Origin of the sequence: Paraburkholderia sp. SIMBA_054 (assembly GCF_046534875.1) — a bacterium.
Taxonomy (GTDB): Bacteria; Pseudomonadota; Gammaproteobacteria; order Burkholderiales; family Burkholderiaceae; genus Paraburkholderia; species Paraburkholderia hospita.
The window spans coordinates 1-228 of record NZ_JAWRXV010001903.1; the positions used below are offsets into that span (position 1 = coordinate 1).

Annotated in this window: 1 pseudogene; it reads left to right on the forward strand. The window is 55.7% G+C overall.

The annotated features are described in order from the left end of the window. Positions 1–190: pseudogene (locus tag SB822_RS61665) on the forward strand (ABC transporter ATP-binding protein); the annotation flags it as partial. Between the last annotated feature and the right edge of the window lie 38 nt (positions 191–228).

Consider the following 228-nt stretch of genomic DNA (forward strand, 5'->3'; position numbering starts at 1 on the left):
GATCTGGTCCTGCCTGCGCAACATCAAGGATGAAGGCGAGGCAATCCTCGTCATCGACAAGAATGTCGATGCGCTGGCGCGCTTCGCAGACCGTCATGTGGTCATCGAAAAGGGCCGTGTGGTGTGGAGCGGTGACAACGCTGCCCTTTTGAACACCCCGGACATCAAGGAACGTTACTTGCACGTTTGACCCAGCAGTCGAACGCAAACTTGCATTGACAGGAGAAG